The following is a 19,258-nucleotide window of genomic DNA, read 5'->3' on the forward strand; positions in this document are numbered from 1 at the left end:
CGCCGTCCTTGCCTGCGCCGCCGTCTCCGTCTGCGCTAATCCACCTTCACCCCGGCCTCCACGACTCGATCCAGGGAGGTGCGGCCGTCGGCTGCGGCCCAATTGGCGAACTCGGCAGGCGAGCGCGACGTCGCCACTTCGCTGCCGTTGGTGGCCAGCTTGGCGCGGATCTGCGGGTCCGCCATCACCTTCGTTGCGGCGGTGAACAGGCGGTTGCCTATCTCCGGCGGCAGGCCGGCCGGACCGAACAGACCGAACCAGAAGGTGAAGTCGAAGCCGGGCAGCCCAAGTTCAGCCAGCGGGGGCAGCTTGGGCGCGACCGCCGAACGCTGTGGCGTGGTGACGCCGATCATCTTGATCACGCCCTGGTTGCCCAGCGGCAGCACCGATGCGGCCGTGCCGAACGACATCTCTACCTCGCCCGCCGCCACGGCCTGCAGCGACGGCGCCCCGCCCTTGTAGGGCACGTGCGTCATCTGCGCGCCGATCGCCTTCTCGAACTGCAGCCCGGCCAGGTGGGGTGCCCCGCCGATGCCGGAGGACGAATAGTTGAACTTGCCAGGGTTCGCCTTGGCCTTCGCGGCGAGTGCCTTCACGTCGTTGATGTTCAGGTTCTTGTTGACGGCCAGGATCAGCGGCGAGATGGTCAGGCGCGTGATGGGCGTGAAGTTCTCGGCCTTGTAGCGCGCCTTGTAGAGGTGCTGGTCGACGCCGTAGATGGTGGCCGTGGCCAGGCCCAGCGTGTAGCCGTCGGGCGCGGCCTGCGCGAGCATCGCCGACGCCAGCGTGCTGCCGGCTCCGGGTTTGTTGTCGATCAGCACGGGCTGCCCCAGTTCCTTGGAGAGCGCTTCGCCGAAGACGCGCGCCACATAGTCGGCGGCGCCTGCGGGCGTGTAGCCGACCAGCAGCCGGATCGGCCGGCTCGGATAGGCTTGCGCCTGGGCCGCCGAGGGCAAGGCGGCGGCGCCCGCGGTGAATGCGATGGCAGCGGCCATCGCCGCGTGCCGGAGGGCAAGTGTCATGGGTGTCTCCGTTATCGTTTGTGTCGAAGCTGTGATGGCGGGAGGGCGGGAAGGCCGCGCTCAGGCCGCGACGTTGTCCGCGCGCAGGCAGGCAACGTGGTCGTCGTCGTAGCCCAGTTCGCGCAGGACCTGGTCGGTGTGTTCTCCCGGGTCGGGCGCCGCACGCGTGAAGCGCTCGGGGTGCGGGGCGGCGGACAGATTGATCGGCGAACGCAGCAGCTCGAGCTGGCCGAGCACCGGGTGGTGGGCCGGGCGGGTCATGCGCAGATGCTGAACCTGGGGGTCTTCGAATGCCTGTCCGATATCGAAGACCGGGCCGCAGGGCACGCCCGCCGCATTGAGCCGGGCGGTCAGCTCGGCGGTTGTGAAGCCCGACGTCACCTGGTTGATCGCCTCGTCGAGGCGGTGCCGGTGGGCCGCCCGGCTGGCGGCGTCGTGGAAGTCTGCCTCTGCCGACAGCCAGCCGGCGTCGAGCACATGGCAGAGGTTCGACCACATGCGGTCGGTGCTGGCGGCGATATTGACGACGCCGTCGCGCGCGCGGTACGTGCCCATCGGTACCAGCGTGGGATGGGCGTTGCCCTGCTGCGTAGGCACATCGCCGTCGACCGTGTAGCGCACGCCCTGGAAGTCGAGCTTGTTCAGCATGCCTTCGATCAGCGAGGTGTGCACCCATTGGCCGCGGCCGGTGCGCTCCCGGTGCAGCAGGGCCAGCAGGATGCCCTGGCCCAGGAACATGCCGGCGGTCGTGTCCGAGATGGCGATGCCGACGCGCAGCGGCCCCTGGCCGGGTTCGCCGGTCACGGAACTGAGGCCGGACATGCCCTGCACGATCTGGTCCAGGCCGGGCCGCTCCCGGTAGGGGCCATCCTGGCCGAAGCCGGAGATGCTGGCCAGGATGATGCGCGGATTCAGCTGGCTGAGCCGCTCGTACGACAGGCCCAGGCGCTCCTTCACGACCGAGCGGAAATTCTCGACCACCACGTCGGCCCGCTTCACCAGCCGTGCCAGCACTTCGGCGCCCTGCGCGGTTTTCAGGTCCAGGCAGAGGCTGCGCTTGTTCCGGTGCAGGTTCTGCTCGTCCGAACCGCGGCGCCGCCCGGTGACGGAGCCGCGGTCGCGCGGCGGCGGGGGTTCCACGCGAATGACGTCGGCGCCCCAGTCTGACAGCAGTCGTACCGCGGCCGGGCCGGCTCGTGCGATCGACAGGTCCAGCACGGTGCAACCGGATAGGGGGAGATCGGCTGGCGCGCCAGCCGCAATGTCCTGCGCGTAAAGCGGCATCGGTGTTCCTCGATGAATAATTCAATGCCGCAAAGTATACGGATACGTTTTATAAAAATACGTATACGGAGTTTCCATGATGCGGAGAACCGACCCTTCCGGTAATCTCCGCTGACTTGGACCGGCGCGGCGAGGGGCTCCGGACTGGGTGCGATGTAAAAAAGACGCTGAATGATCAGGGTAGACGCTAACGGGCAGGCCTGGATCGCTCATCGCGAACACGGTGGTCGGGGTTTTGTATGCAATCAAAGACTGTACAAATACGTGAACATGGCGGCCCCGACGTGCTCGAGGTGCTCGAGGTGCTCGAGGTCGAGGTGCCGCCCCCCGGGCCAGGGGAAGTCCAGGTGCGCCAGTCGGCGATCGGCCTGAACTTCGCGGACATCTACCAGCGCAAAGGGGCGCATGGCCCGCACGCGCATGTTCCGTTCCCGATCACGCTCGGGTCGGTCGGCGCTGGACAGGTCGTGGCGATCGGTGCCGGCACCACCGGCATCGCTCCCGGCCAGCGTGTCGCCTGCTTCCATCCTGGGGCCTACCAGGTGACGCGCAATGTCCCGGCCGAGCGCGTGGTGCCGCTGCCGGACGCGCTGTCCGAAGAGGTGGCCGGCGCTACCTTGCTGCGCGGCCTGACTGCCGAGTACCTAGTGCGCCGGCTCTATGCCGTCGAGCCTGGCGACACCGTGCTGGTGCATGCCGCCGCGGGCGGCATGGGCATCCTGCTGGCGCAGTGGGCGCGCGCGCTGGGCGCAAGCGTGATCGGCACCGTCGGCACGGCGGCGAAAAAGGCGGTGGCACTTGCCCATGGCTGCCACCACGTCATCGACTACCGCAGCGAAGACTTCGTGGCGGGCGTGCTCGCGCTCACCGGCGGCAAGGGCGTGGCGGTGGTCTACGACGCCGTCGGCAAGGACGTGTTCCTGCCGTCGCTGCAATGCCTGCGCCCCTGCGGCATGGCGATCAACTACGGCACGGCGTCCGGGGACGTGGAAGCATTCGACCTGCAACTGCTGCACGCCAGATCGCTGATCGTTGCGCGGCCCACGCTGCGTACCTTTATCGCCGATGCCGACGCATTGCGCCGGGCGGCGGGCGCGCTGTTCGAGGCGGTGGAGCACGGCCGCTTGCGGCTGGAAGTCAATCACCGCTACCGGCTCGACGACGTGCGCGAGGCCCATCGGCAGCTGGAGGGCCGCGCAACCACGGGCTCCGCTGTGCTGCTTCCCTGACCCTGCCGCGATCCGTCCGGCGCGCACACAGACGGGGGCGAGAACGCCTCCGCGTCAAGATTCTTCTTGTTGATAGATTGGAGACACAGACATGTCCAAAGAAGGCGCCCTTCCATCCCTGGAGATCGCCGGCCATATCGCCACCGTCACGCTGCGGCGTCCGGAGCTGGCCAACCGGCTGGGGCCGGACGACCTGCAGGAGTTACAGCGGCACATCGATACCGTCAACGCCAGCCAGGTCAGGGTGCTGCGCGTGCGCGGCAGCGGCAAGTACTTCTGCAGCGGCTTCGACATCGGCAAGCTGGCGGCCGGCCAGCGCGGGGCCGGCTTCGAGCCGCTGGTCAATGCCCTCGAGGACTGCCGGCCGGTGACCATCGCGGAGATCAACGGCGGCCTGTATGGCGGGGCGACCGACCTGGCCCTCGCCTGCGACTTCCGCGTCGGCACCGACAAGGTCGAGATGTTCATGCCGGCGGCCCGCCTCGGGCTGCATTTCTACCGGCGCGGCATGGAGCGCTACGTGAGCCGCCTGGGCCTGAATGCGGCCAAGCGGCTCTTCCTGACGGCCGAGCGCATCGACGCCGTCGAGATGCTGGGCTGCGGCTTCCTCACCGGCATGGTGCCGGAGGCCGAGCTGCACGCACACGTCGACCGGCTGGCGGAGACCATCGCCGCGCTGGCGCCCCTGGCCGTGCAGGGCATGAAAACGCACCTGAACGGCATCGCGCGCGGCGCGCTGGATGCCGCGGCGCTGGCTGCCGACATGCAGCGGGCCATCCAGTCCGACGATATCAAGGAGGGAGCGCTGGCCTGGAAAGAGAAACGCAAGCCGCGCTTCAAGGGCGCGTAGCCATCCCGTCACTACGGCCGGCAAGGCGCCCGCGCTCGGGACGCAACGCTACAGCGAGGCGCCGCCGCACATCACGATCTGCTGGCCCGTGATGGCACCGCCATACTCGCCGAGCAGGAACGCCGCGAGCGCCGCGACTTCCTCGGGCGAGACGAAGCGGCCGATCGGCGGCATCCGGGGCGGCGTGTGGGCGCGGGCGGGATCGCGCAGGAAGGGGGTGTCGGTGGCGCCCGGCGCGATCACGTTGACGGTGATGCCGCGCGGCGCCAGTTCTGCCGCCCAGGAGCGCGCCATGCCGACCAGGGCCGCCTTGGTGGCGGCGTACTGGCTGCGTGTGGCGGCGCCGTTGGCGGTGCGGCTGCCGATCAGGAGGATGCGCCCGCCCGCCGGCATGCGCGGCGCCAGCCGGTCGGCCAGGCATGCCGCCGCCTCCACATGGACCCGCCACATGGCCGCGCCGTCTTCGCTCGACAGTTCGCCCAGCGGCGCGGTGCGCATGATGCCCGCGGCGTGCACCAGGGCATCGACGGCGCCGAGCTGGTCGCAGACTGCCACCAGCCGCGTCAGGTCGGTGACATCGACGGGCACGATGGTGAGGCGCTCGACAGCTTCGGCCGGCAGCCTACGGCACAGGCCGGTCACGCGCCAGCCGTCCTGCAGCAGGCGCATGGCGATGGCGCGGCCGATGCCGGACGAGGCGCCGGTGACGACCGCATGCCGCGGTTCTTGCGAGGGGGCTTCCATGATGCAGCTTCCGTTGCGGGGGTGTTCTGGCTTGTCTGCCTAGCTAGCCAGCTAGCCGGCCGGGGAGTCGGTCGGGCCTGCGGTCTGCACGCGGACTTCGCCGCGCGCCTGAAATGGGGCCAGCTGTTCCAGCGTGACCCCGTTGTCGGTGATCAGGGTCCAGGGGCGCTCGATGGGAGTCCAATGCTGCTGGCTGGCCCGTCCAATCTTGTCCGCCGTGGCCAGCACGAACACCTGCGCCGACTGGCGGATCACGCATTCCTTGAGATAGGCCTGCTCTGCCGAAGCCTCGCACAGTCCGTTCGAGGCCACTACGCCGTCGGCGCCGAGGAAGGCCTTGTCGACGCTGATGCGGCTCAGTGTCAGCTGGGCCAGGGCGCCCAGCGTGCTCATGCTCGACGCGCGGACCTCGCCGCCGATCAGCGTCACCGGCAGGCCGGTGGCCGCCAGCGTGCCGACCACCAGCAGGTTGTTGGTGACGATTTGCAGCGTCTTGCCGGATAGGTGGCGCGCCAGCGCGGCGGTCGTCGTGCCGCCGTCGAGAAAGACCGTGTCACCGTCGGCGAGATGCGCGTAGGCCGCCAGCGCGATCGCTTCCTTCTGCGCCTGGCCGCTGAGGCGGCGCTCTTCCAGCGGCGCTTCCGGTTCGTGCGAGCCTACCGCCGCGGCGCCGCCGTAGGTGCGCAGGATGCGGCGGTCCGAGGCGAGCGCACGCAGGTCGCGCCGTACCGTGGCTTCCGACATGCCGAAGTGCTCGCACAGCGTCGCAACATCGTTCATGCCGCTCAGCACGGCGTTCAGCATGGCCTCGCGGCGCTTCGTCACTTTCATCTCGGGCGTTCCAGTAGCAAGGGCGGCGCATGCCGGGTGGCATGCGACAGGGATCAAATGTAGCAAATCCGTCTGCGCATGCCTGCGGCCCGGCTGCCTCAGCCCCTTAGCCCCTCACCCAGGATTCGTCGACCGTCACGTACTTGATGCGCTGGCGGAAGTAGGTGAAGGCGATATGCAGGGCGCCGTCCGCCCCCTGCACGATGGACGGGTAGGAGTACTCGCGGTTGCGCTGCTCGGCGGAGTTGTTCGTCATGCAGTAGCCGTCGCCGATCTCCAGGTTGCGCCGGCGGCGCCAGGTCCGCCCGCCGTCCTCGGAGATCGCCAGCGACAGCGGTGCTCGCGGCGCGCCCCAGAAGGCGGTGCCGCGCGCCGATGCCTGCTGCTCGCGCAGCTCGCCGCTGTCCTCGGAATCCTCGATGTCGTCGTACAGGGAGGCACGGCGTCCGCTGCTGTGCGAGGCGTCGCTCTCGTTGAAGACCAGGGCCAGGTGGCCGTTGCGCAGCGCGACGAACTGGATCGAGGAGTTGTTGTTGGGCAGCGCGGTGGGCTCCGGCGCGCTCCAGGCGCGGCCGTCGCGCGAGCGGCTGGCGTAGATATGATCCGCCCAGCGGCTGCGGTAGAGCGCCAGCAGGCTGCCGTCGGCCAGGGGCTGCACATTCATGTGCACGCAGCCGACACTGCCGGGCACCTCGTGCTCGCGCCAGGTGAGGCCCTGGTCGTCCGACACCATGACGGCGCTGATGTCGTCGTTGCCGACCCAGCGTTCGCCCGGCTGCGTGCGGCACAGGAAGACCGGGCAGGCCCAGGCCCCGTCGGGCAGCACCACGATGGGCTGGCGCACGAAGGTGCCGGGGCGGTCGAACAGGGTCTCGATGGGGCCCCAGTTGTGGCCGCCGTCGGTCGAGATGCGCCGGCGCACGATGGCCGTGTTCTGGTGGCCGGAGAGCTGGGCGGTGTAGATCAGCCAGAGCCGGCCGTCGGGGGCGGTGAAGAGGATGGGGTTCTGTTCCGAGCGCGTCGGGTCGTCCGACAGCTTCACCGCCGGCGTCCAGCCATTGCCGCCGGCGGGCAGCCGCGAGAGATAGATCGAGACATCGGGAATGCCTTCCTGCGTGCCGCCGAACCACACGCAAAGCAGGTCACCGTTGGGCAGCGCGTGCAGGTTGGCGGCGTGGTTCTGCACGCAGGGCGTCGGCAGATAGGCCTCGCGGCGGCCGGCGTCGGCGTGCGCGATGTGCACCTCGCCGTCGTGATCGGTCTGTGCCGGCGCGGTGGCGAGTGTGGCGAGTGGGGCGTTGGCGTTCATGTCGTTTCCCTGAGGATAGCGGTCAGTCATTGCGCTGTGCCGTTGGTCCGAGCGCCTGTGGGCGCCTGGCGATGGCGTGCGCCGGCGGGCGCGCACAGCTTTTCGAGCACCAGCACCAGGGCCGGCGTCACCAGCGCGATATACATATTGTCGAGGCCGAACGGGTTGCCCAGCAGATACCAGGCGGTGGTCGCCAGCGCGGCCAGGACCAGGCCGCCGATGACGCCGCGGCTGCTGCCGAACAAGGGCAGGTAGATGCCGATCAGGGCGACGATCGAGACCGACAGGCGCAGCGCGCGGGTGAAGAAGGACAGTGCCAGGATCTGCGGCACGAACAGCACGAAGACCAGCGGCAGGAAGCCGACCACCAGCGAGATCCAGCGCGTGGCCCGCAGTTCCTGCTCGGGCGTGGGCTGGTAGCGCGGCACATAGAAGTCCTTGACGATCAGCGAGGCGATGGCGAGCGCGACCGTGCACACGCTGACGAAGATCGAGGCGACCAGCGAGGTGGTGACGACACCGGCCAGCAGCGGGTGCATGTGCTCCAGGAAGACCGGCAGCGCATACAGGCTCTTGATTTCCGGGTACAGGTACTTGGCCGCCACGCCGATGAAGCCCAGCGCGATCGAAATGGGCACGCACAGCACCGCCGCCATCAGCGACGCCCGGCGCGCGGCGGCCGGGCTCTTGGTGGACGAGATGGCCTGGATGATGAACTGCGTGGAGAAGATGGCGCCGGCCGAGCCGATGATCCAGGCGCCGATGGTGCCGCCGCTCAGCGCGCCATTCCAGGTGAAATAGTGCTCGGGCATGGTCCGCACCATGGGCGTGATGCCGCCGCACAGCCGCCACGCCACCGCGACCAGGATGCCGATGCCGAGCAGCTTGACGGCACTGTGCACGATGGTCAGGTAGGCCACGCTCTTGAGGCCGCCCCAGGCGAAATAGATGGTGCTGATGACGGCGGTGATCACGGCCGCCGTGGTCAGGTTGATATGCATCACGGTGGAGATGGCCGCCGCGCCGCTGACGTAGTTGCCCACGTTCACCAGGAACAAGGCATAGATCATGACGGCGGAGACCACCAGCTTGGCGCCGTTGCCGTACTTCTTGGCAATGAAGCCGGAGATGGTGAACTCGCCCGAGGCGTACAGGCGCTTGGCAATGAACAGGCCGAACAAGAGGAAGCCGATGGCCGCCGAGATCACCGACCAGGAGGCGGCGATCCCCACGCTGAATGCCTCCTGCGAGGTCCCCACCGTCGACTTGGCGCCGATGTACTCCGACATCAGCAGCACCGCGACGACCACCGCCGGCATCGAGCGGCCGGCCACCATGAACTGCTCGGAATTGCGGCTACGCAGGCGGACGCTGGCCACGCTGGTCACCACGATGTAGACCGCCACCATCGCAATGATGAGGACGGTGTCCCAGTACGAGAACGACGTCATTATTGTCTCCTGATCAGGTGCGGGAATGATCCCGCCAGCCCGGCGTGTGCCCGCCGGTTCTGGGCTGCTGCGTTACGGTATGGAAGCTGTGGTGGCCGGCTTCAGGCTGCGCGCGCGGCCGGCGGCGCGTCGCGGTGGGCCGCCAGGTCGCAAGCCTGCCGGATGGCCTCGAGCATGCTGCGCTCATCGGCAATGCCCTTGCCGGCAATGTCGAAGGCGGTGCCGTGGTCGACCGAGGTGCGGATCACCGGCAGGCCCACGGTGATGTTGACCCCGGCCTCCAGCCCCATGACCTTGACCGGGCCATGGCCCTGGTCGTGGTACATCGCCACCACCACATCGAAGTCGCCGCGACCGGCGCGGAAGAACAGCGTGTCGGCGGGCAGCGGGCCCTCCACCTGCCAGCCGCGCGCCTGCAGTGCCCGCACCGCCGGCACGATCTTCTCTTCTTCCTCGCCATAGCCGAACAGGCCGTTCTCGCCGGCGTGGGGGTTGATGCCGCACACGCCGATGCGGGGCTCGGTGATGCCGGCGCGCACCAGTGTGGTATGCGCCCGCTCGATGGTGCGCTGGACCAGGCCCGGCTCGATGCGGCGGATGGCGTCGAGCAGGCCGATATGGGTAGTCACGTGGATCACGCGCAGATTGGGCGCAACCAGCATCATCGAGACTTCATCGATGCCGGTCAGGTGCGCCAGCATCTCGGTGTGGCCGGGGAAGATATGGCCGCCCGCATGCAGCGCTTCCTTGTTCAGCGGGGCCGTGCAGATGGCGTCGAGCTCGCCGGCCGAGGTCAGCTCCACGGTGCGCGCGATGTACTGGTAGGCGGCGTCGCCGGCCACCGGCGAGAGCTGGCCGTAGGGCAGGTCGGCCGGGATCAGGCCGAGGTCGATGCAGTCGACCACGCCGGGACGGAAGCCGGCGTCAGCCGGCCGCGCGACGGCGCGCACTTCCAAGGCCACGCCGGCGCGCTTGCCCGCATCGCGCAGGCGGGCGGCGTCGCCGATGACGAGCGGCCGGCATTGCTCGTAGACCGCGCGGTGCGTGAGCGCCTTCATGATGATCTCGGGGCCGATGCCGGCGGCATCGCCCATGGTGATGCCGAGGACGGGGCGATAGGTCGTTGCAGTCATTGCTGAGTTTCCTTTGGTCGGGCGGGGGCCGACGCTTGGTTCTTGCGCGTGGCGCCGGCGAGCCGGTGCCACGCCGCATGCAGGGAGCCGGGCGTGCCGAAGCCGCCCGCCTTGGTGACGACCGGCAGCGGTGCGCCGGGCCGGCGTGCCAGCAGCAGCGGCATGCCGGGTTCGATCTCGTCGGCGATTTCCAGCGCGTCGATGCCGGCGGCGGAAAGCAGGGCGCGGGCGGTTTCGCCGCCGGTGGCAATCAGCGCGCCAGCCAGGGGCAGGGCGGGCGCCAGCAGCGCGGCCAGGCGCTGGCAGTAGCGCAGTCCGTCCGCGGTGTCGCCTCGGGTCGCCTGGCTCAACGCGACCAGGACGTCGCGGCCCGCACCCAAGGCCGTCGCGACGGCATCGCGCAGTGCAGACAGGGCATCGTCCGGCGCATCGACGGGCAACTCCAGCGCCAGCAGCGCTGCGCCCGCGCTTGCCCGCAGGCGGTCGGCCTGCGCATGGGAGACGCTGGACATGCTGCCGACCACGGTCAGCACCGGTGTGCTGGCCGGGATGGCACCGGCCTGTGCGGAGGCAGGAGCGGCCGCAGAAGCGGCGTGGCGGCCCAGTCCGAGCGCGCGCATCAGCGCCGGCGCCAGGCCGGCCGAGCCGACCCAGAAGGCATGGGGCAGGCGGGCCGAGGCCCGCGCGATGCGATCCAGGTCATCATCGGTTGCGGCGTCGCAGACGATGGCCTGGCAGCCCTCGGCCTGAAGGGCTGCGATGCGGGCCGCCAGTGCGCTGTCGTCCGCGCGTACCTCGGCGAGCGACAGCACCGTGGCGCGCAGTCCTTGCTGCAGCAGCATGTGGCGCAGGTCGGCACGGCCGGCAATGCCTTCGTTGCGCCACACCTCGGTGTCTTCGACCGGTTCGCCCCGCAGCCACTGCCGTCCCTCGCGCGTGGTGCGGCCGGCGGCGGGAAGCGCTGGCGCGACGATGGCAAGGCCGGCCAGCGGCACCAGGGCCGCGACCTCGGCGGCGAGGTTGCCGCGCAGCGTCGAATCGACCTTCTTGTACAGGCGCGTGGCCGGGCCGGCCAGCGCGCGCCAGGCGGCACACTGCCTGGCGGCCGCCTCGGCAGGCGCGTCGCGCCGCGAGTCAGCGTCGACCGCCAGGATGTCGAGGTCCGCCGGGGCGTCGGCCCCGCTCTGGAGCAGCACCGCGCAACGCAGGCCCAGCCGTCTCCCGGCGACCGCGCAATCGGCGGCCCCGGACAGGTCGTCGCCGATGATGAGCAGGCTGGGGGCGGGGCGGGTGGCGGCGTTCACGGAAGCAGGCGGCGGTAGATGGCCTCGATGTCGCCGAGGCTCAGCGGCTTGGGATTGTTGCCCAGCAGGCGCGTGACCTTGGAGGCGGCGACCGCGAGCGGCGCCACGTCGGCTTCCGCAACGCCGAACTGGCGCAGATCCTGCGGGATGCGCAGCACCTCGGTCCACTGGGCGAGCCGGGCGATCAGCAGCTCGGCGGCGGCTTCGTCATGGTCCCCGCCGCCGAGTCCGAGCACGCGCGCGACGGCAGCCAGGCGGCCGACGACGGCATCCTTGTTAAAGGCCATCACGTGCGGCAGCAGCATGGCATTGGCCACGCCGTGCGTGACGTTGAACATGCCGCCCAGCGGATAGGCCAGCGCATGGACGGCGGCGGTGCCCGCGGCGGTCAGGGCCAGGCCGCCGTAGAGGGATCCCAGCATCATGGCCTCGCGCGCCTTGACGGAATGGCCGTTCTCGTAGGCTTCCACGATATTGGCGCCGATCAGCCGCATCGATTCCATCGCGAACATGTCGCTGACCGGATTGGCCTTGGTCGAGATATAGGATTCGAGCGCGTGCACGAAGGCGTCGACGCCGGTGGCGGCGGTGATCGGCTGGGGCAGGTCGAAGGTCAAGGCCGCGTCCAGGATCACCAGCTGCGGCAGCAGGTGGCGGCTGACGATGCCGACCTTCAGCGCTTCGTCCGGCAGCGTCACGATGGCGTTGGGCGTCACCTCGGAGCCCGTGCCGGCGGTGGTCGGCACCAGGATCATGGGCACGCCGGGGTGCGCGATCCGGTCGATCCCAAGCCAGTCGCGCAGCGGCGCATCGTTGGTCAGCCGCACCGAGAACAGCTTGGCGGCATCGAGCACGCTGCCGCCGCCGATCGACAGGATGGCCTGCGGCGCGAACGGCGCGATCTGCTCGCGGAAAACCGTTTCGATGTTCTCGATGGTCGGCTCGGGTTCGACGCCGCGCACGATGCGGACCTCCACGTCGCGCTCGGCCAGCGCAGCGACGACGCGGCCGGCCGTGCCGTTCTGCTCCATCACCGGCTGGGTGATCAGGGCAAGGCGCGAGACGGGGCGGTCGAGCAGCGCCAGCTTGTCGGCCAGCAGGCCGAGGCTGCCGGTGCCGTGCACGATGTGCTTGACGGTCTGGAAGTGATAGGTAGTGGTCATGGAGCCGGGCTCGGGAAATGGGCGGGTGGCCGCGGGGTCAGCGGGTGGCGGCCTATCGGTAGACGGGGTAGACGGCCAGCGCTTCTGCCAGCCGTTCGCGCGTCTTCGCGTCCAGCGGCTTGGCCGGGGAGCGGGCCGGGCCGGCGGGCATGCCCAGCATCTCGGCCGCGGTCTTCAGCACCACCGGCATGGTGCCCAGGGCGAAGGCGTCGCGCAGCGCGCGCAGCGATTCCTGCGCCGCGCGCGCGGCCGCAATTTCGCCGGCCTGGAAGCGGTTCCAGATCGACATCACCACCGCCGGCACGGCATTGGTGGTGGCCGCCACCGCGCCGTCGCCGCCGGCAATCAGCGTCCACAGGATCATGGAATCGGTGCCGGTGAACACGGCGAAGTCGTCGCGGCGCAGGTTGATCAGCTGCAGCAGCCGGTCGAAGTCGCCGCCGCTGTCCTTGATGCCGCGGATATTGGGGATGTCCGCCAGGCGGCGCACGGTGTCGATGGTCAGCGTGATGCCGGCCTTGGCCGGAATCGTGTAGAGCATGACGGGCAGCGTGGTCGCGGCGGCGATCTGCTTGTAGTGCTCGAACAGTTCGGTTTGCGTCGCGCCATTGAAATAGGGGGTGATGACCGACACGGCATCCACGCCCAGGTCCTGCATCTTGCGATTCAGGGCGACAACATCACGGGTGGCATAGGCGCCGGTGCCGGCGATCACCGGCACGCGGCCGCGCGCCTGATCGACCGTGATCCGCGCGATGCGCAGCTTCTCCTCTTCCGAGAGTGCGATGAACTCCCCGTTGGTGCCAAGCACGAAGAGCGCGTGGACGCCTGCGTCGATCAGGCGGTCGACCAGCGTGCGCAGGCCGGCTTCGTCCACCGCCTCGTCAGGGGTCATCGGGGTGATCAGGGCGGGGATGATCCCTTTGAACGACAGTGTCATGCCTTGCTCCGTGTTGCGGTGGCGCCGGTATCCGTTCGCTTCCGCTTGAGATTGATCGATTTCCACGTTCTTGTCGGACGGTAGGTGCTTGCTAAGACATATTTTATGATTGAATCGATCGATATGCCTTTGCTTCGCCGATTGATTCGATCAGTTTAGATGATTATTTGACAGAATCGCTCAGCGTTTACCCTTGTTTGATCGAATCGATCAAAACTCGAGCATGAGATGGCAGTGCGACAGGGAGAGGCGTGCCTTTTGTGCCGCTCGTGTCGCGGTGAATCTGCGGCGCGCGTCGGATCCACGGGAGAGCCCGGCGCACTCATGAAGCCTGGTGCAGGGCTAGCGGCAGGGAAGAGCGACGACAGTCACCGCGCAGCAGCCGAGCGAGGCCTGCTAGGATTGTCCGATTATCGAACGGGAAGCGTTCATAAGAACCACAAAATCCGGCAATTTCCGTGGAAAATCAGCGGCTTCGCATGCATAGCGCATGCGTACGGTAATCGCACATATAGAAGGCGGCTACTGCTGGATACCTTGGAGGAAATACGTCGTGACATCCCGCGTTCTGCGCAAGTTTGCCCTGGCCGCCTTGGCCGCTGCCACGCTCCTGACCGGTGCTACCACCGCACTGGCAGCGTACCCCGACCGCCCCATCAAGCTGGTGGTGCCTTTCACGCCGGGCGGCGTGACTGACGTGATCGGGCGCAGCGTCGCCCAGCGTCTCTCCGTCGCGCTGGGCCAGCCGGTCGTGGTGGAGAACAAGCCCGGCGCCAGCGGCATCATCGCCACCGATCTCGTCGCCAAGTCCGCGCCGGATGGCTACACGCTGCTGCTGGCGGCGATCGGGCAGGGGGTGGTCAACAACCACCTCTACCGCAAGCTGCCCTACGATCCCAAGACCGACCTGGCGCCGGTGGCGCTGATTGCCGAGGGGCACAACGTGCTGGTGGTCAACGGTAACGGTAGTCCGTACAAGTCGGTCGCCGAGCTGGTAGCCGCCGGCAAGCAAGCGCCCGGCAAGCTGACCTACGGCTCCTTCGGCAATGGCTCGTCCTCCCATCTGTCGGCGGCCACCTTCGCGGCATCGACGCACACGGAGTTCACGCACATCCCCTACAAGGGCAGCGCCCCCGCCATGGCCGACCTGCTGGCCGGCCACACGGCCTTCATGTTCGACAGCCTCAACACCGCGCTGCCGCAGATCCGCGCCGGCAAGCTGCGCGCGCTGGCGGTGACCGGTCCCAAGCGCTCGCCGCTGCTGCCCAATGTGCCGACGATGGCCGAGGCCGGTGTGCCCGGCTACAACATCACCGCCTGGTTCGGCATCCACGTGGCGGGCAAGACGCCGGCGGCCATCGTGCAGCGCCTGAACAAGGAGCTGGTCGCCATTGCCCACGCCCCCGACCTGCGCCAGCGCTTCGCCGAGCAGGGCGTGGATCTGGTATCCGGCAGCCCGGCCGACTATGCGGCCTTCCTTGACTCCGAGAACCGCAAGTGGGCCGCTATCGTCAAGCAGGCCAACGTCACCCTCGACTGAGTCGGCTGAGTCGACTGAGCCGAAGCGGAGGAGGCGCCGCGCCTCCCCCTGAACCCACCTCCTGCCCAATATGCAACGCCTTCCAGCGCTTCACGGCATCCGCGTCCTAGACCTCACCCGCGTTCTCGCCGGGCCCTGGTGCACCCAGAACCTGGCCGACCTGGGTGCCGACGTCATCAAGATCGAACATCCCGCGCGCGGCGACGACACGCGCGGCTGGGGCCCTCCATTCCTGCGCGACGCGCAGGGAAATGACACCACCGAGGCCGCCTATTACCTCAGCATGAACCGCAACAAGCGGTCGGTCGCGCTGGATTTCACCACGGAGGCGGGGCGATCGCTGATCCGCGAGATGGCGTCGTCCTCCGACATCCTGGTCGAGAACTACAAGGTCGGCGGCCTGGCCAAGTACGGTCTTGACTATGCCAGCCTGCGAGAGATCAATCCGCGCCTGATCTATTGCTCCATCACGGGTTTCGGCCAGGATGGTCCGTATGCCGCGCGCCCGGGCTACGATTTCATGATCCAGGGCATGGGCGGCCTGATGAGCATCACCGGCGAGCGCGACGGCCTGCCCGGGGGCGGCCCGCAGAAGGCTGGCGTTGCCGTGGTCGACGTCATGACCGGGATGTACGCCACCGTGGCCATCCTGGCGGCCGTGCTGGAGCGGCAACGCAGCGGGCAGGGCCAGCACCTGGACATCGCGCTGCTGGATTGCGAGGTGGCCATGCTGGCCAACCAGAACCTGAACTACCTGACCTCGGGCGAAGCGCCGCGCCGTGCGGGAAATGCGCACCAGAACGTGGTGCCCTACCAGGTGTTCGCCGCGAGCGACGGCCACCTGATCGTGGCCGTGGGCAACGACACGCAGTACCGTGCCTACTGCGCCATGCTGGGCCGTCCGGAACTGGGCACCGACCCCCGCTTTGCCACCAATAGCCAGCGCATCGTCAATCGCGACGCACTGATCCCGCAGCTCGAGGCGGCCATGCGCACGCGCACGCGCGACACCTGGCTCGAGGCGCTGGCGCAGGCCGGGGTGCCGAGCGGCCCGATCAACGATATCGCGCAGATGTTCGCCGATCCGCAAGTCGTGCACCGCGGGCTGGCGCGCACGCTGCCCCACCCGCAGGGCGGCCAGGCGCCAACGGTGTCCAGTCCGCTTCGTTTGTCGGAGACACCGGTGCAGTACCGCAAGGCGCCGCCGCTGTTGGGGGAGGATACCGACGCAGTGCTGGGCGAGTGGCTTGGCATCGATGCCGCCGGCGTGGCCGAGCTGCGCGAGCAAGGCACGATTCGCTAGCTTGCGCTCCTGCGGGTCTCGCTTTCGACACGCCGCGCGCAATCGATTTTCGCCTTCGCCAAGCGCGGCATGGAGTTGCCGCGCTCTCATTTCCTGCGGTTATAGGTGATATGCGAAAACAATCTGTGCGGGCTGCTGGGAGGCCATGTTGCGCCGCCCTATAGTTCACTCAAGTGTTTTTGATGCCGGGGATCACTAACCACCTTGAAAATGGGAGGTGGATCATGCTCAAGGAAGTCGTAGTGGTGGTGGCGACTGGCTGCGCACTGGCGGCGGGGGCCGCCCAGGCGGGAAGTTCGCGGGACGTGTACACGGATGGTGCGAGCGTGATGGGCGCGCGTGATCCCTATTCGGACGGCAACAAGACTAGGCAATTCGATGTTTATACGGACGGCGCGAAGTCCGTGAAGTTCGACGTCTATTCCGAAGGCATGAAGGCGACGGGTCGGCGCGATCCGTTCACTGACGGCGCCTAGGCTGCAGGGAATACGACACATCATTGAGGGGCTGCCTTCCGGCAGCCCCTCGTTCTTTGCGGGATCGCGCTGCGGATGGCCCGGTTCCCGCGGTCGGCAGGCAGCGGTCCGCGGGCCGGGCCCGTCAGCATGAGGCTGCGAGCGCTGCGCGCAGGTTGGACTCATGCGCAGCCGGGCCGCTCGAGGCGTCGGCGCAATGTCTTGGCGGGAACGAAGGCGGCACCGTGCTCAGGCTTGTGCTTAGCTGCGTGAGAAGGTGCGCGAGCTTTGCCTGCGATCCGGTTGCCGTTTTGTCGAAGATGGACTTGAGCTGGCTGCGCGCGGTTTCATGCCGTATCCCAAGCTCCTGGCAGGCATCGGGCAGGCCGCGCCCGCCGGCCAGCGTTGCAGCCAGCCGGGTCTCGGCGTCGGTCAGCCGGTAAAGCTGGCGCAGCACACCGGTCAGCAGCAGGGGGGGCGACTGGCTATCGTGCACGATGACGATCGCGGCGGGGGCCTGCGAAAGCCGGGCCAGATGATGCGTCGGCGGCAGCGGCAGCATGACCAGCTTGGCTTCCTGCCCGTGGCCGTCGTGCATGTGCGCGGCCTGCACGGCTGCGGCCGTACCGGGCTCGCAGGCAACGGCGAGCATGTTGTTGAGCGGACGGCTGATGCGCCAGGCAGGGCCGGCCGCCTGCTCGGGCGAGGCGAGCTGTCTTGTGGGCCACAACCGGCGTGTCCAGACCTCGCCGCGGCTGTTGCTCAGCAGTACCTTGCCCTCTCGCGTGACCACGGCGAGGCCGAAGGAGAAGCGCTCCAGCAGCGCCGACAAAACATGGGCCGCCTGGCTGGCTTCCAGCACGCGGCGGCGAAGGTCGACGATGCCGCGCAGATGCGGCATCAGCCAGTCCAGGCGCCGCGCGTCGTCTGCCTGGAACGGGGGCGCACCCAGAGGCCGCAGCAGCACGAGGCAGGTGTAGCTGTGGGCGTCGCGGCTGAGCATGCCGGCCATGATGGAGGCAAGACCGAAGCGATGCAGGTACTCCCGATAGACGGACGGAAGTCTCTCTGTGCTGCTGGTCCCGACGCCCTGCGTGTCGATGGACCAGTCCCCGGGGGCCATGGTTTCGAAGAGCGGCCAGGCCGAAGCCATGGCTTCGAAGGCATCGTTGCAGATGTCCGCAAGTGCCTGCTCGGGAGCGTGCATCGCTTGGATCCGGCTGCGCCCGCTGTCGCGGTCGAAGGTGACCAGCGCGGCAACTGCCGCGTCGCAGGTATCGCACAGGCGAGCCAGGCCGCGCGCCCAGGCGGCCTGATCGTGGATGCCCGCATACCATTCCAGCAGCGTGCCTTGTACGCCTTCCTCGTTCATCGCTACCCCCCGATCCAGGCGGGGCGCAAATGAGCGTGACGCGTGTCGAGCGCCAGGCATGCCGTTTCCCCCCGCCAATCCTTCTTGTTATGGACAACCGTTTGATTCCGGTACATCCCCCATCCGGGGGAATGTAGAGACAATAAGGGCGGTCGACGGGAGGGAGTTTCGGTTTCTTGCGGAAATTTCCGGAGGACGGAAGCGGCTAGAAAGCCGGCTTACGCACGGAAATCGGACCTCCGGCAGTACGGCGGAAGGTGCTGGGCGAGGTGCGGCAGAACTTGCGGAAGGCGGCGAAGAACTGGGTGTAGGAATCGAAGCCGCTGGCGACGGCCACGCTTTCCAGCGGCATGTCGATGTGTCGCAGCATGAGTCCACGCGCATGTTCGATGCGAAACATCAGGACGTACTGCCATAGGCTGACCTGGCGCGTGTTCCGGAACATGCGGCATAGATGGAATGTGCTCATGTGCGCGACCGTCGCCAGCATTTCGATGGTCATCGCTTCGGCCAGGTTGGCGCGGATGAAGGCGTCCAGCCGGGACAGGATATGCACAGGCAGTTTTCCCACGGGCTGGCGCCGGCGCGGGAGGGAGGGGGCGCGATCTCCCCCGAAGTGCTCCGCCACGCTTGCGCTGATGGCCAGCAGCAGCGTCTGCTCATACAGGCTGCCCGCCGCGCATCCCCCTCGCACATGCGTGTCGAGCGCCACCACGAAGCTCGGCCAGCGCGCTACCGCCTTCCCCCGAGAAGTCCGATCCCAGGTCCGGCGCGGCGCGATCGCGCGCCTCCTGGCAGGCACGGTCGACGGCATCATGGTGCAAGGACAGGAAGATGGCATCGAGCGGCGCCGACCATGCACTGGATAGCGAGTCGCCGGCGGCGCGGAAGTAGACTCTGTTCGGTGCCATCGCCCCGTTCAGCTGGCGCCCGTTGACGCGCCAGCCGATCGGTACCGGTGCTCCGCCGATGGGGATCGCAAGGCAGTGCACCGGCATGATCGTGGTTTCGAGGGCCCCGGCAGGCAGCACGTGGCGTTCCAGGACAAAGCCATCCCACTGGCAGGGTGCGCTGCCGTAGCGTGGTGCGGTATGGATTGCCGGTGCCGACCCGCCGTCCGCGGTCGCCAGCAGTTCGGTGAACGGTTTCTCTCTCATGTCGCCCGCCGGGTCCATGTCTGCGGCACGGCCGGCTGCTGGGCGCATCTCCCTTTCCGCGATGAATAGTCAGCGCTTGACGCTGCCATCGATACGGCAGGGAGGCGGGTTTGCCGATGGCAGGTGGCACGGATGATCATCGATCCGCGCATTCGGAGTGCTCGCGGGGAA

Annotated in this window: 18 protein-coding genes; 5 read left to right on the forward strand and 13 right to left on the reverse strand. The window is 68.3% G+C overall.

Annotation, left to right across the window (positions count from 1 at the left end):
• Nucleotides 1-35 precede the first annotated feature (35 nt).
• Both AC1Z3O_RS26155 and AC1Z3O_RS26160 read right to left on the reverse strand, forming a co-directional pair.
• Nucleotides 36-1,022 carry a Bug family tripartite tricarboxylate transporter substrate binding protein gene (locus AC1Z3O_RS26155; protein ID WP_483518937.1) on the reverse strand — a complete coding sequence of 329 codons (987 nt, stop codon included), beginning with the start codon at nt 1,020-1,022 and terminating at the stop codon, nt 36-38.
• A 60-nt stretch (nt 1,023-1,082) separates the two neighbouring features.
• Nucleotides 1,083-2,306: a CaiB/BaiF CoA transferase family protein gene (locus AC1Z3O_RS26160; protein WP_483518939.1), complete on the reverse strand. Its 1,224-nt coding sequence runs from the start codon at nt 2,304-2,306 to the stop codon at nt 1,083-1,085.
• Between the two features lie 239 nt (nt 2,307-2,545).
• On the opposite strand from AC1Z3O_RS26160, the gene AC1Z3O_RS26165 reads away from it, so the two are divergent.
• On the forward strand, nt 2,546-3,535 hold the full coding sequence (locus AC1Z3O_RS26165; RefSeq protein WP_483518940.1) for a quinone oxidoreductase family protein: 990 nt from the start codon (nt 2,546-2,548) through the stop codon (nt 3,533-3,535).
• Between the two features lie 91 nt (nt 3,536-3,626).
• Nucleotides 3,627-4,385 carry an enoyl-CoA hydratase/isomerase family protein gene (locus tag AC1Z3O_RS26170; RefSeq protein WP_483518941.1) on the forward strand — a complete coding sequence of 253 codons (759 nt, stop codon included), beginning with the start codon at nt 3,627-3,629 and terminating at the stop codon, nt 4,383-4,385.
• Nucleotides 4,386-4,433: 48 nt separating this feature from the next.
• On the opposite strand, the gene AC1Z3O_RS26175 is transcribed toward AC1Z3O_RS26170, so the two are convergent.
• The 8 genes from AC1Z3O_RS26175 to dapA form a co-directional block, all read right to left on the reverse strand.
• Complete coding sequence (locus AC1Z3O_RS26175) at nt 4,434-5,129, reverse strand: SDR family NAD(P)-dependent oxidoreductase (protein ID WP_483518943.1); 696 nt, start codon at nt 5,127-5,129, stop codon at nt 4,434-4,436.
• A gap of 51 nt (nt 5,130-5,180) precedes the next feature.
• The gene (locus AC1Z3O_RS26180) at nt 5,181-5,960 is read right to left on the reverse strand and encodes a DeoR/GlpR family DNA-binding transcription regulator (RefSeq protein WP_483518945.1); all 780 of its coding nucleotides are present in this window, start codon (nt 5,958-5,960) and stop codon (nt 5,181-5,183) included.
• 106 nt (nt 5,961-6,066) lie between these two features.
• Entirely contained in the window at nt 6,067-7,269 is a 1,203-nt protein-coding gene (locus AC1Z3O_RS26185; protein ID WP_483518947.1) for a sialidase family protein, read from the reverse strand.
• Between the two features lie 26 nt (nt 7,270-7,295).
• Entirely contained in the window at nt 7,296-8,720 is a 1,425-nt protein-coding gene (locus AC1Z3O_RS26190; RefSeq protein ID WP_483518948.1) for a sodium:solute symporter family protein, read from the reverse strand.
• A 101-nt stretch (nt 8,721-8,821) separates the two neighbouring features.
• A complete protein-coding gene (gene pdxA / locus AC1Z3O_RS26195) occupies nt 8,822-9,853 on the reverse strand; it encodes a 4-hydroxythreonine-4-phosphate dehydrogenase PdxA (protein WP_483518950.1) in 1,032 nt (343 codons plus the stop codon).
• Nucleotides 9,850-11,157 carry a four-carbon acid sugar kinase family protein gene (locus AC1Z3O_RS26200; protein WP_483518952.1) on the reverse strand — a complete coding sequence of 436 codons (1,308 nt, stop codon included), beginning with the start codon at nt 11,155-11,157 and terminating at the stop codon, nt 9,850-9,852. The genes pdxA and AC1Z3O_RS26200 overlap by 4 nt, the downstream gene beginning before the upstream one ends.
• Nucleotides 11,154-12,320: an iron-containing alcohol dehydrogenase gene (locus AC1Z3O_RS26205; RefSeq protein WP_483518954.1), complete on the reverse strand. Its 1,167-nt coding sequence runs from the start codon at nt 12,318-12,320 to the stop codon at nt 11,154-11,156. The genes AC1Z3O_RS26200 and AC1Z3O_RS26205 overlap by 4 nt, the downstream gene beginning before the upstream one ends.
• Nucleotides 12,321-12,372: 52 nt before the next feature.
• On the reverse strand, nt 12,373-13,260 hold the full coding sequence (gene dapA / locus AC1Z3O_RS26210; RefSeq protein ID WP_483518956.1) for a 4-hydroxy-tetrahydrodipicolinate synthase: 888 nt from the start codon (nt 13,258-13,260) through the stop codon (nt 12,373-12,375).
• 553 nt (nt 13,261-13,813) lie between these two features.
• On the opposite strand from dapA, the gene AC1Z3O_RS26215 reads away from it, so the two are divergent.
• From AC1Z3O_RS26215 to AC1Z3O_RS26225, 3 genes are all read left to right on the forward strand, one after another.
• The gene (locus tag AC1Z3O_RS26215; RefSeq protein ID WP_483518958.1) at nt 13,814-14,800 is read left to right on the forward strand and encodes a tripartite tricarboxylate transporter substrate binding protein; all 987 of its coding nucleotides are present in this window, start codon (nt 13,814-13,816) and stop codon (nt 14,798-14,800) included.
• A gap of 70 nt (nt 14,801-14,870) precedes the next feature.
• Nucleotides 14,871-16,103: a CaiB/BaiF CoA transferase family protein gene (locus tag AC1Z3O_RS26220; protein ID WP_483518960.1), complete on the forward strand. Its 1,233-nt coding sequence runs from the start codon at nt 14,871-14,873 to the stop codon at nt 16,101-16,103.
• 224 nt (nt 16,104-16,327) lie between these two features.
• Nucleotides 16,328-16,579, forward strand: a complete 252-nt coding sequence (locus tag AC1Z3O_RS26225) for a hypothetical protein (RefSeq protein ID WP_483518962.1) — start codon at nt 16,328-16,330, stop codon at nt 16,577-16,579.
• Nucleotides 16,580-16,703: 124 nt separating this feature from the next.
• On the opposite strand, the gene AC1Z3O_RS26230 is transcribed toward AC1Z3O_RS26225, so the two are convergent.
• The 3 genes from AC1Z3O_RS26230 to AC1Z3O_RS26240 form a co-directional block, all read right to left on the reverse strand.
• Nucleotides 16,704-17,930 carry a helix-turn-helix transcriptional regulator gene (locus AC1Z3O_RS26230; RefSeq protein ID WP_483518964.1) on the reverse strand — a complete coding sequence of 409 codons (1,227 nt, stop codon included), beginning with the start codon at nt 17,928-17,930 and terminating at the stop codon, nt 16,704-16,706.
• 205 nt (nt 17,931-18,135) lie between these two features.
• Nucleotides 18,136-18,642, reverse strand: coding sequence for a helix-turn-helix domain-containing protein (locus AC1Z3O_RS26235; RefSeq protein WP_483518966.1), 507 nt, complete (start codon nt 18,640-18,642; stop codon nt 18,136-18,138).
• A complete protein-coding gene (locus tag AC1Z3O_RS26240; RefSeq protein WP_483522157.1) occupies nt 18,590-19,135 on the reverse strand; it encodes a hypothetical protein in 546 nt (181 codons plus the stop codon). Before AC1Z3O_RS26240 ends, AC1Z3O_RS26235 begins: the two co-directional genes overlap by 53 nt.
• Nucleotides 19,136-19,258: the final 123 nt, after the last annotated feature.

The sequence above is a fragment of the Cupriavidus sp. 09_S30 genome (assembly GCF_056930435.1).

What these genes read in the sequence shown, in the direction of transcription:
- AC1Z3O_RS26155 (WP_483518937.1), bottom strand. Translation starts at nt 1,022, where the DNA reads ATGACACTTGCCCTCCGGCACGCGGCGATGGCCGCTGCCATCGCATTC.
- AC1Z3O_RS26160 (WP_483518939.1), bottom strand. Translation starts at nt 2,306, where the DNA reads ATGCCGCTTTACGCGCAGGACATTGCGGCTGGCGCGCCAGCCGATCTC.
- AC1Z3O_RS26165 (WP_483518940.1), top strand. Translation starts at nt 2,546, where the DNA reads ATGCAATCAAAGACTGTACAAATACGTGAACATGGCGGCCCCGACGTG.
- AC1Z3O_RS26170 (WP_483518941.1), top strand. Translation starts at nt 3,627, where the DNA reads ATGTCCAAAGAAGGCGCCCTTCCATCCCTGGAGATCGCCGGCCATATC.
- AC1Z3O_RS26175 (WP_483518943.1), bottom strand. Translation starts at nt 5,129, where the DNA reads ATGGAAGCCCCCTCGCAAGAACCGCGGCATGCGGTCGTCACCGGCGCC.
- AC1Z3O_RS26180 (WP_483518945.1), bottom strand. Translation starts at nt 5,960, where the DNA reads ATGAAAGTGACGAAGCGCCGCGAGGCCATGCTGAACGCCGTGCTGAGC.
- AC1Z3O_RS26185 (WP_483518947.1), bottom strand. Translation starts at nt 7,269, where the DNA reads ATGAACGCCAACGCCCCACTCGCCACACTCGCCACCGCGCCGGCACAG.
- AC1Z3O_RS26190 (WP_483518948.1), bottom strand. Translation starts at nt 8,720, where the DNA reads ATGACGTCGTTCTCGTACTGGGACACCGTCCTCATCATTGCGATGGTG.
- pdxA (WP_483518950.1), bottom strand. Translation starts at nt 9,853, where the DNA reads ATGACTGCAACGACCTATCGCCCCGTCCTCGGCATCACCATGGGCGAT.
- AC1Z3O_RS26205 (WP_483518954.1), bottom strand. Translation starts at nt 12,320, where the DNA reads ATGACCACTACCTATCACTTCCAGACCGTCAAGCACATCGTGCACGGC.
- dapA (WP_483518956.1), bottom strand. Translation starts at nt 13,260, where the DNA reads ATGACACTGTCGTTCAAAGGGATCATCCCCGCCCTGATCACCCCGATG.
- AC1Z3O_RS26220 (WP_483518960.1), top strand. Translation starts at nt 14,871, where the DNA reads ATGCAACGCCTTCCAGCGCTTCACGGCATCCGCGTCCTAGACCTCACC.
- AC1Z3O_RS26225 (WP_483518962.1), top strand. Translation starts at nt 16,328, where the DNA reads ATGCTCAAGGAAGTCGTAGTGGTGGTGGCGACTGGCTGCGCACTGGCG.
- AC1Z3O_RS26230 (WP_483518964.1), bottom strand. Translation starts at nt 17,930, where the DNA reads ATGAACGAGGAAGGCGTACAAGGCACGCTGCTGGAATGGTATGCGGGC.
- AC1Z3O_RS26240 (WP_483522157.1), bottom strand. Translation starts at nt 19,135, where the DNA reads ATGCGCCCAGCAGCCGGCCGTGCCGCAGACATGGACCCGGCGGGCGAC.